9 protein-coding genes are annotated in these 9,476 nt (G+C 74.5%); 3 read left to right on the top strand and 6 right to left on the bottom strand.

Going from position 1 to position 9,476, the window contains the following annotated elements:
- On the bottom strand, positions 1-774 hold a 774-nt coding region (locus ACFV7Q_RS37080; RefSeq protein ID WP_385435349.1), incomplete at its 3' end, for a MerR family transcriptional regulator.
- Between the two features lie 205 nt (positions 775-979).
- On the opposite strand from ACFV7Q_RS37080, the gene ACFV7Q_RS37075 reads away from it, so the two are divergent.
- Positions 980-3,355, top strand: coding sequence for an FUSC family protein (locus ACFV7Q_RS37075; RefSeq protein WP_385435348.1), 2,376 nt, complete (start codon positions 980-982; stop codon positions 3,353-3,355).
- A gap of 214 nt (positions 3,356-3,569) precedes the next feature.
- Here the strand turns inward: ACFV7Q_RS37075 and ACFV7Q_RS37070 are convergent, their stop codons facing one another.
- Positions 3,570-4,607 (bottom strand): helix-turn-helix transcriptional regulator, encoded by a 1,038-nt coding sequence (locus ACFV7Q_RS37070; protein WP_385435347.1) that lies wholly within the window; start codon positions 4,605-4,607, stop codon positions 3,570-3,572.
- 39 nt (positions 4,608-4,646) lie between these two features.
- Between ACFV7Q_RS37070 and ACFV7Q_RS37065 the strand changes: the two genes are divergently transcribed.
- Positions 4,647-5,159, top strand: a complete 513-nt coding sequence (locus ACFV7Q_RS37065) for a hypothetical protein (RefSeq protein WP_385435346.1) — start codon at positions 4,647-4,649, stop codon at positions 5,157-5,159.
- Here the strand turns inward: ACFV7Q_RS37065 and ACFV7Q_RS37060 are convergent, their stop codons facing one another.
- Positions 5,160-5,612, bottom strand: a complete 453-nt coding sequence (locus ACFV7Q_RS37060; RefSeq protein WP_385435351.1) for a MarR family winged helix-turn-helix transcriptional regulator — start codon at positions 5,610-5,612, stop codon at positions 5,160-5,162. It lies immediately after the preceding gene.
- Between the two features lie 86 nt (positions 5,613-5,698).
- Between ACFV7Q_RS37060 and ACFV7Q_RS37055 the strand changes: the two genes are divergently transcribed.
- Positions 5,699-6,568 (top strand): alpha/beta fold hydrolase, encoded by an 870-nt coding sequence (locus ACFV7Q_RS37055; protein WP_385435345.1) that lies wholly within the window; start codon positions 5,699-5,701, stop codon positions 6,566-6,568.
- Between the two features lie 69 nt (positions 6,569-6,637).
- On the opposite strand, the gene ACFV7Q_RS37050 is transcribed toward ACFV7Q_RS37055, so the two are convergent.
- The 3 genes from ACFV7Q_RS37050 to ACFV7Q_RS37040 all read right to left on the bottom strand — a co-directional run bounded on the left by ACFV7Q_RS37050 (position 6,638) and on the right by ACFV7Q_RS37040 (position 9,140).
- Positions 6,638-7,297, bottom strand: coding sequence for a DUF305 domain-containing protein (locus ACFV7Q_RS37050; RefSeq protein WP_385435344.1), 660 nt, complete (start codon positions 7,295-7,297; stop codon positions 6,638-6,640).
- Positions 7,298-7,463: 166 nt separating this feature from the next.
- Entirely contained in the window at positions 7,464-7,904 is a 441-nt protein-coding gene (locus ACFV7Q_RS37045; RefSeq protein ID WP_385435343.1) for a DUF6153 family protein, read from the bottom strand.
- A 126-nt stretch (positions 7,905-8,030) separates the two neighbouring features.
- Positions 8,031-9,140 (bottom strand): mechanosensitive ion channel family protein, encoded by a 1,110-nt coding sequence (locus ACFV7Q_RS37040; RefSeq protein WP_385435342.1) that lies wholly within the window; start codon positions 9,138-9,140, stop codon positions 8,031-8,033.
- Positions 9,141-9,476 lie beyond the last annotated feature (336 nt).

Genomic DNA, 9,476 nt, shown 5'->3' with positions numbered 1-9,476 from the left:
CTCCAGGGTGACCTCGCGCGGGTAGCCGCCGGACCGGTACCCGTTGCCGTCGATCCAGCGGGCGAGCGTCTGCGCCGTCGGCAGGACCGTGTCCATGGAGCCCCGGTGCACGATCGTCGCGGCCCGCCCGATCGGCGGCAGGTCGAGCACCCGCAGGACCCCGTGCCCTTCCGCGGCGCGGAGCGGGGCCGACACGTGGACGGCGGCGTGGACGACGATCGCCCCGCCGCCCTGCGGGGCGTCCTCGTAGGAGGCGACGCCCGGGCCGGACGGACTGATGCCCGCTTCCTCCAGGCGGCGGAACAGTTCCTCGTACAGCGGGCCGATGACCGGGGAGATGTCCTCCGGGGCGAAGCTCGCCGCGGTGGCGGTCAGCTCGGCCACGCGTACGGCCGGGACGACCTTGATGACGACGTCGTCGGTGGGCATGTGCCCCTCGCTCTCGATCGAGCGGAGCCTCGCCTCGACCTGGACCAGCCGGGCCGCCGCGGCTGTGACGGCCGCCTCCAGCTCGGCCTGCCGGAGCCGCAGCATGCCGCGCAGGTCCTCGACGCCGATCCGCTCGTCCACGATGTCCTGCACCTGTTGCAGGGTGAAACCGAGGTCCTTCAGGGCGATGACCCGGTTGAGGCGGGCCAGCTGTACGGCGGTGTAGTGGCGGTAGCCGGTGGCAGGGTCGACATGGGCCGGGCGCAGCAGTCCGATGGCGTCGTAGTGGCGCAGCATCCGGACCGACACGCGGCCGTGCCGGGCGAAGTCTCCGATGGTGAACATGATGTCTCCGAGTTGACCGCCTGACACGGTGTGAGGGTCAAGCCCATGATCACCCACCCACTTCGCGCGCCCGGACGGCGGCCCTGCCGTGACGGCGGCCGGGCTCGGGGCCGGGAGCGCGGGGAACCGCGCGCCCAGCCCCAGCCCCAGCCCGCCGGCACCGGCCGCGGGTGCCGTCGGCGCGGCGGTACGTGATGCTGGTGCCATGGGCCGTGTCGGTGCCTCCCTCACCGCACTGCGGAACGCACCCGGCTCCGCCGTCGCCGCCCGCCGGGCCGCGCGGGTCACCCTGGCCGCCGGAGCCGCGTTCTACCTGTTCCTGTACGGCTTCGGGGACACCATCGCCGCCACGTACGCCCTGTTCGCCGCGGTGGCCCTGGCCGGGCTCTCCCGGATCCCCGGCACGGGGCAGCAGCGCGCCTCGGTGATCGTGCGCCTGCTGCCCGTCTCCTGGCTGCTGATCGCCGCGGGCACGTTCCTGGCCGTACGGACCTGGAGCGCGGTCGCCGGCATGCTGGTCATCGGCTTCGCCCTGGCCTTCATCGCCGTTGGCGGGCCGCGCCCGGCCGGAGCGGCGCCCGGCCTGCAGCTGCTGTACATCCTGCCGTCGTTCCCGCCGTACGCCCCCGACACCCTCGGCCAGCGGCTCATCGGCGCCACCGCCGGCATCCTGCTGCTCGTGGCTGCCGAGACGTTCCTCTTCCCCGAGCCGCCGACCGTCCCGTACCGGGAACTCGCCGCCCGCGCCCTGGACACCGTGGAACACTGCGCGGCCCGACTTGCAGCGCCCCCGTACCAGCTGGCCGACGAGGACCTGGACACCGCGCGCGGGGCCACCGCCCGGCTGCGGCCCATGACGGTGCCGGAGGCCGACCGTCCGGCCGGGCCGAGCGTCCGGGACCGCGCCCTCGCCCACACCGGCATGGCCACCCGTACTCTGCTGAGCCGGCTCGCGCGGCTCCCCGCCGGACCGGCCGCCGACGGGGACCGGACCGGATCCGAGGTCCTGGGCGCGGTACGGCGCACGGCGGCGCAGGCCGCGGCCCGGCTGCGGGGCGTGCCGCCCGTGACGGGCTCGGTCGACGCCCGCGCCGGCCTGCTCCGGGCCCGCGCGGCGCTGGTCGCGGCACGCGAGGAGCCGTCCGGGCCGCCCGCACGGCTGCGGCGGCACGCCGCCGTCCTGGAGGTGGCGGACGCCGCGCTCGCGGTGGCCACGGCAGCCGACCTGGCCCTGCGGGGGAGGGCGGCCGCGGCCGGGGTCCCGACGATGCGGTTCTGGTACGCCCGGATGCGGGCCCCGCAGCTGTGGTGGATCCGGTTGTGGGGGTACACGGGAAGCCGGTCGGTGTTCTTCCAGAACGCGGTGCGGATCAGCCTCGCCCTCGCGGCGGCCCGTGCCGTCGCCGGACTCGACACCCTCCCGCACGGCTTCTGGGCCACGCTCGCCACGCTCACGTTGACCCGGACGACCGTACGCGAGACCGGTACGACGATCCGGGCCGCCCTGACCGGCACCCTGATCGGAGCTCTCGTCACCGGTTGCCTGCTGGCCCTGGTGGACACCCACACCACCGTGTACGCGGCCGCCCTGCTGCCGGTGATGCTCCTGACCTTCACGCTCGGACCGGTCAAGGGGGTGGGCTGGGCGCAGGCGCTGTTCACCTTGACCGTGGCGCTGGTCTTCGCGCAGCTGGCGCCCGCGAGCTGGCAACTGGCGGAGCTCCGGCTGCTCGACGTGCTGATCGGCAGCGCCATCGGAGCGGTGTTCGGGCTGCTGGCGTGGCCCCGCGGAGCCCATGAGGAGCTCCAGCGCTCCGGGGCGGTGCTCCTGCGGGGTGCGGCGGAGGTGGTGGTCGCGACGACCGCGTCGATCGCGGCGGGCGGAGTGCGGGAGGCGATGCCCGCCGTGCCGGGGCGCCGCTCCCTCCGGCACGCCCTGTACCTGGCGGAGTCCGCGTACGCGCAGTTCCAGAGCGAGCCGGCCACCCCACCAGAACGGCACACCGCCACCGGGGCCACCGGGGCGGACAGGACCACCGGGGCGGAGAGGGCGCATGCGACGGCAGGAGTGGCCGGGGCAGCCGGGGCCGCCAGCGCGGTCGGGCCGGACGGTGTGCACGGGGCGGCCGGGCACAGCGGGAACGCGCAGGACCCACCGGAGCCACCGGAGCCACCGGACCTACCGGCGCCACCGGAACCGCTGGCGCTTCCGGAGCTGCCGGAGCCCGACTGGCAAGCCACCCTCATGGCGGGGCACCACACCCAGTGGGGAGCGGACCGCCTCCTGGAGCCACCGGAGCCGCTGCGGCCCGGGTCCGTCGCCCTGCCGTCGCTGGGGCATGAGGCGGCCGCGTCGGTGACTCGGCTGGGGGACCGGGTGGCGGGGCGGATGCTGCTGGTCTCGGGGTCACTCGACCGGGGGAGCGACACTCCGTGGGCGCCGGTGCCGCTGCGTGATCCGGCGTTCGACGACTTCGAGGCCGAGCCGGACGGCGCCCCATGGCTGTACTACGCGACGGTGTTCTGGCTGGACTCGCTGATGACGGATCTGGAGCGGGTCACCGGTACGTCCCGGGCCTGACCCCGCGCGTGCGGCGACGCCCGCCGGCCCGGCCGTCCACCAGCCCACCCACTGCCCGCCCGCCGGGTGCGCGCACGCATCGCCGTAGTCGCCGCACCGAACGCCTCGGCGGGGACGGCGGCGGGACCACCGGACCTGAGCGTGTTCGTCCACGACCGCCCGGCGATGACGGAGTCAGCACGCGCCACCCGATTCCGCCCCGTCTTCGGACGGGTCAGCGCCGCCCCCGCGGCTCGCCCTCGGATCGGTTCGCGTACTGCTCCGCGACCGCCGCAGCGGTCTCCGCCATCAGCACGCGGAGCTCTGGCGGGCCCAGCACCTCGATGTCGGTACCCAGGGCGAGGTACGCCGCCACGGCGTGCTCCGGCGACTCGACGGGCAGCACGGCCCGGGTCCACCCCTCCCGTTCCGGATCGGGGGAGCCACCGGCAGCCACGGCCGCGGCGCCGTCGGCGTCGAGGCGGGTCACTCCGCGCGCGGAGAGCCGTACCTCGGCCTGCCCCCGGTACAGCCGGGCCCGGAAGTCCGCCTGGGCCCGCTCCCAGTGCGCGGCCAGGTCGAAGCCGGGAGGGGGAGCGCACTCCTCGTCGGCGAGGGTGAGGGAGAGGATCTGGTCCACCCGGTACGTACGCGGGGGCCGGTCGGGACCGGACTCCGCCGCCGGCGGGAGCACGGGCGGCGGCGCGGGCGCGGCCACCACGTACCAGCGGCCCGCCTTCAGGACCAGCCCGTACGGCCGCAACCGGCGCTCCACGTCGGTCGGTTCCTGCCAGCGGCGGTAGCGGACCTCCAGCACGCGCCCCCGCCACACCGCGTCCGCGACGCGCGGCAGGAAGGGCACCGCCGTGTTGCGCGCGTACCAGCCGGGCGCGTCGAGGTGGAAGCGGGACCGCATCCGGTCGGCCTGGGCCCGCAGTTCGGGCGGGAGCGCCGCCCGCAGCTTGAGCTGGGCCGCCGACAGGGCCCGCCCGAGGCCGAGTTCGGCGGCCGGACCGGGGATCCCCGACAGGAACAGCGCCTCCGCCTCCCCGCTGCTCAACCCGGTGAGCCGGGTCCGGTAGCCGTCGAGCAGCCGGTAGCCGCCGCGGTGTCCCGCATCGCCGTACAGCGGCACACCGGCCGCGGCCAGCGCTTCCACGTCCCGGTACACCGTCCGCACCGACACCTCCAGCTCCTGCGCCAGCTCGGTGGCGGTCATCCGTCCCCGGGTCTGGAGCAACAGCAGGATCGTCACGAGACGGCTCGACTTCACTGACACACGATGTCAGTGGAGTGCTCCTACCGTCCAGGCATGGCATTCGCGGAGAAGAACCTCACCGTCCGGCCCCCGATCGAAGTGGCAGGTCGCCGGATCAAGCGCTACCACGTCACCGCCGATCCGGCAGGCATCGAACCGGAAGTGGAGGACGCCGCCCACCGGTTCCTGCCGCAGCTCCTGCGCACGCTGCCCGAACCCGACGGGACGCCTCCGGGCGGCTTCCTCGTCCTCCACCGGGGAGGGGACGACGGTGCCTACCTGAACGTCTACAGCTGGGTCTGGGACAACGCCCTCCACTTCGCGGGCGGAGCGGCCGGGCAGCCGGTCCTCGGCTGCCCCGACCGCGATCCGGCCCACTTCGTACGATTGGACCGCTCGCTGATCGGCTGCGTGTGGGAGCTGCCGCCGATCGCGCACGAACGCGACGCCTGGGTCCGGCACGTGCTCGCCGCCCCCGTCCCGGACCTGGACGGGTACCTCGCCGACGCCCTCCATGCGCCCACCACGGGTTCCGCCCGCCCCGCTGGACGGCCGGCCCGCGGCTGATCAGCTGGCCCCTCCGTCCGCGGCGGGCGGTTCCGCTGCCGTGGCCTGCAGGGCCGCGGTCAGATAGCGGTGCACGGTGTCCAGTTCGGCCGGGGTGAAGTCCCCGGCCGCGGCGACCAGCCGGGAGATCAGCGGGCCGAAGAACGACCGACCCAGCTCGACGGCCTTCTCCTCCACCGACAGCAGGACCCGCCGCCGGTCCTCCTCGTCGCGCCGGCGCTGCACCAGCCCCAGCCGCTCAAGCCGGTCGAGGAGCGCCGTCACGCCCGCCGAGTTCAGCCCCAGCGCCTCGCCGAGCCGCCCCGGCGTGGCCTTCGTGCCCGCCCGGCCGGTGTCGAGCAGGAAGATCAGGGCCCGCAGATCGGTGGGGTGGAGGCCGTTGCTGGCCGCGAAGTCGGCCCCGCGCAGGTGCAACTCGACGGTCACCGCACGCAGGAGATGGACGAGCCGCATTTCCGGAGTCAGGTCATTCCTCACTCGGCTAGTATCTCGCTCAGCGAGAGATTCATCAATCGGGCCGCCCCGGAGGTTGAGCCGCCATGCCCTCGTCAGCCGCGTTCTTCGCCGCCTACGACGCCCTGCTCGCCCGCTGGCCAGCCGGCACGGAAGAGCTGGACGTCCCCACTCCGTACGGCACCACCCGCGTCCACGCCCACGGGCCCGCCCAGGCCCCGCCACTGCTCCTGCTGCACGGCGGCGGCGCCACCGGCGCCGTCTGGTTCCGCACCGCCCGGGCACTCGGCGGCGACCACCGGGTCCTGGCCGTCGACGTACCCCGCGACGCCGGCCGGAGCACCACCGAGGGGCGGCCGCTGCGCACCACCGCCGACCTGATGGACTGGCTGGACGCGCTCGTCGACGGCCTGCGCATCGACCGCGCCCACCTGCTGGGGCATTCGTACGGGGCCTGGATCGCCCTGACGTACGCACTGCACAGCCCGGGCAGGGTCGACCGGCTGGTCCTACTCGACCCCACGCAGTGCTTCGCCGGATTCCGCCCGACGTTCCTGCTGCGATCGCTGCCCGTGCTGCTGCGGCCGACCGGGGCCCGCGCGCTGTCCTTCCTGGACCGGGAGACCGCGGGCACCGACACGGACCCGGAGTGGAAACGGCTCTTCGCCCTGGGGGCCGAGGCCTTCGCGGGCCGGCGGCCGGTCACCGGACGCCGCCCGGACGCCGCACGGCTGCGGACTCCGCTGCTGGTGCTGCTCGCCGGACGCAGCGGCGCCCACCGTGCGACGCACGTCGCCGCCCGCGCCCGCAGGGCCGTACCGCACGCCCGGATCGAGACCCTTCCCGGTGTCACGCACTTCGCGATGCCCACCGCGCTGCCCGCCGACGCGGAACACCGGATCTCGGAATTCCTCGCCGTCGCCGACGCCCCCGACGGGGCCGTCCGGACGACCTGAGCTCACGGCAGGGGGCCGGCCCGGGCGGGCGCCGCAGGGGCGCCCACCCGGGCCGGGGCGTCCGGCAGGTCAGCTCCGGCCGAGGAGCTTGTTCATCTGCGCGATCTCGGCGGACTGCGAGGTGATGATCGCCTCGGCCATGGTCCGGGCCGCCGGGAACGAGCCCGCCGTCTGCTCCGTCTTGGCCATCGCGACGGCACCCTCGTGGTGCTTGATCATCAGTTCCATGAAGGCCGTGTCGAACGCCTTGCCCGAGGCGTTCTCCAGCCGGTCCATCTCCTGGGCGCTCATCATCCCGGCCGTGCCGTGCGCGGAGTGGTCCATGGCGCCCTCGGCGGGCACCTGCTCACCCCACGAGGTCAGCCACCCGGACAGGGTCTTGATCTCCGGGTCCTGCGCCTTCTTGATCTCCGCGGCGAGCTTCTTCACCTCGGCGTTCTCGGCGCGGGTGGAGGCCAGGTCGGCCATCTCGACCGCCTGGCGGTGGTGGGGGATCATCCCCGTGGCGAAGGCGACGTCCGCGGCGTTGTGCTGCCCCTTCGCGGCGGGTGCGGAGGCCTGTGCGGACGGGGCGGCCGACGCGGTGGCGCCTTCGTGCGCGCCGTGTCCGGCGGGGTGGCTGCTGCCGTCGCCGCCGTTGCTGCCGCAGGCCGCGAGGACGAAGGCGGCCGCCGCGGAGGCGACGACGGCGGCGGCGCTACGGCGGACGAGGGAACGCTTGCTGTTCATGGTGGTGCGACTCCTTGGTGCGGCGCAGCCCGGTACGGCTTGCGTAGGGGTACGGGGCGTGCGCGGAAGATCGGATGCAGAGAGGGGTACCGGCGGGTACGGCACCGCGGCGCCCCTGCCCGTCGGTGTCGGGCAGGGCGGTGGGGGGCGGGCCGTACGGGCCGCTCTAGATCCGCAGGAGCTGCAGCTCGGCCAGGTCCGGCGGCGCCCTGTCGGCCACCGCCGAGGCCCCCACGGCACCGGGGTGCACCGGTGTGGGAAGCGCGCCCACCACGGCGGGGGTCAGCGCCGGAGGCGCGTACGCGGAGCTGATGCCGGCCGCCGCGCAGATCGCGTCGGCGTGGCCCGGATGCCCGGCGCCGCCGTCGGTGTGCGAGCAGACCCCGGCCCGGTCGGCTGCCGACACCGAGACCGACATCGAGGCCGCATGGCCGGCGGCCGTCACGTGCCCGGTGTGCGCCGCCGGGGCGGCACCGGCCGGCCGGACGGCGGCCGGGCCGGGCGGCAGGGCGTGCATCCCGAGCACGCCGGCCAACACCACCAGTACCAGCAGCACGAAGCCGCGCCCGGCGGGGCGGCGGCTCGTCGGCTGCGCGGCAGAGGTCATGCGCCCATCCTACGGAGGCCGCTTGCGCGCGGGCGCAGCGGGAGGGCCGTCCGGCGGTACTGCACCACCCGTCCGCACCACCGGACGACCCGTCACCCCAGGGGCCTGGCCCCCGAGCGGCGGGAACTACCGGCCGGTGTCCTTCGTCAGCACGGACGGCGAGGCAGCGCGCTGGTGGGGGACGGCCGCGCCGACCGCGGACGCCTTCGGGTCCCTCTGGATGGCGACCGTGTGCGTGGGCGCGGGGATCGAGATCCCCTCTTCCCGGAAGCGCTGGTGCAGCCGCTTGATGAACTCGTGCTTGATCCGGTACTGGTCGCTGAACTCGCCGACGCCGAGGATCACCGTGAAGTTGATCCTGGAATCCGCGAAGGTGTGGAAGCGGACGAGGCCCTCGTGGTCGGGGACGGCGCCGTTGATCTCCGTCATCACCCCGTCGACCACCTCCAGCGTCACCCGCTCCACGTGTTCCAGGTCGCTCTCGTACCCCACGCCCACCTGCACCAGGATGGTCAACTGCTCCTCGGGCTGCGTGAAGTTGGTCATGTTCGTCTTCGCGAGCCGCGCGTTCGGGATGATCACGAGGTTCTTCGACAGGTTGCGGACCACCGTGTTGCGCCAGTTGATGTCGACGACGTACCCCTCCTCCCCGCTGCTGAGGCGGATGTACTCGCCGGGCTGCACCGTCTTCGAGGCGAGGATGTGCACGCCCGCGAAGAGGTTCGCGAGGGTGTCCTGGAGCGCCAGGGCCACCGCGAGGCCGCCCACGCCGAGCGCGGTGAGCAGCGGTGCGATGGACACGCCCATCGTCTGGAGGGCGACGAGGAAGCCCATCGTGAGCACCACGATCCGGGTGATGTTCACGAAGATCGAGGCCGAACCGGCCACGCCGGTCCGCGACTGCGCCACGGACTGGACGAGGCCCGCGATGACCCGTGCCGCGCTGAGCGTGGCGATCAGGACCAGCAGCGCGGTCAGGGACTGGTTGAGCAGTCCGGAGATCCTGCTGGTGAGCGGCAGCATCGAGCCGGCCACCGCGGCGCCGGCGAGGAGGGCCGCGCCCGGGGCGACCGGCCGCAGGGCGTCGACGATGATGTCGTCACCCGCCCACCGCGTCCGCTCGGCGTGCTTGGCCAGCCGCTTCAGGACGGCCCGCAGCAGGAGGGCGGCCAGGGCGCCGGCGGCGAGCGCGATCCCGGCCGCGAGCCAGTCGTGCAGGACGAGGTCCCGGTTCAACGGACGACCTCCGTGGCCTGTCGGGCCGGAGGAGCGGCGACGGATGCTGCCGGCCGTCGTATGGGGTGTGTCGTCACCTTGCCACCTGTCAGTTCGTCGTGCGTGGGGGCTCGTTCGGGCGCACGCGTGTACGCAACCGGAACGGATGGCCATCCTGCCGCATCGGGCTGACGGTGCTGCGACCGGGCCGGTCGGTCGCCCGGTTCCGCGTCCTTCCACCCAACGAGCCTCCAAGGAGCACTTCATGACGGCCGGTAAGTGGACGGCGCCGACGCTACCGCGGGGCCGGGGCGCGGGCCGGGTGGGCCCGCCGCCGCATGCCCGTCCCCTCCCCTC

The sequence above is a fragment of the Streptomyces sp. NPDC059851 genome, assembly GCF_042732005.1.
Classification (GTDB): domain Bacteria; phylum Actinomycetota; class Actinomycetes; order Streptomycetales; family Streptomycetaceae; genus Streptomyces.
This window is presented reverse-complemented; position numbering and strand designations above follow the sequence as displayed.

Bases quoted from the DNA above. Each gene is read 5' to 3' on its own strand.
- ACFV7Q_RS37075 (WP_385435348.1), top strand. From the start codon at position 980: ATGGGCCGTGTCGGTGCCTCCCTCACCGCACTGCGGAACGCACCCGGC.
- ACFV7Q_RS37065 (WP_385435346.1), top strand. From the start codon at position 4,647: ATGGCATTCGCGGAGAAGAACCTCACCGTCCGGCCCCCGATCGAAGTG.
- ACFV7Q_RS37060 (WP_385435351.1), bottom strand. From the start codon at position 5,612: ATGCGGCTCGTCCATCTCCTGCGTGCGGTGACCGTCGAGTTGCACCTG.
- ACFV7Q_RS37055 (WP_385435345.1), top strand. From the start codon at position 5,699: ATGCCCTCGTCAGCCGCGTTCTTCGCCGCCTACGACGCCCTGCTCGCC.
- ACFV7Q_RS37050 (WP_385435344.1), bottom strand. From the start codon at position 7,297: ATGAACAGCAAGCGTTCCCTCGTCCGCCGTAGCGCCGCCGCCGTCGTC.
- ACFV7Q_RS37045 (WP_385435343.1), bottom strand. From the start codon at position 7,904: ATGACCTCTGCCGCGCAGCCGACGAGCCGCCGCCCCGCCGGGCGCGGC.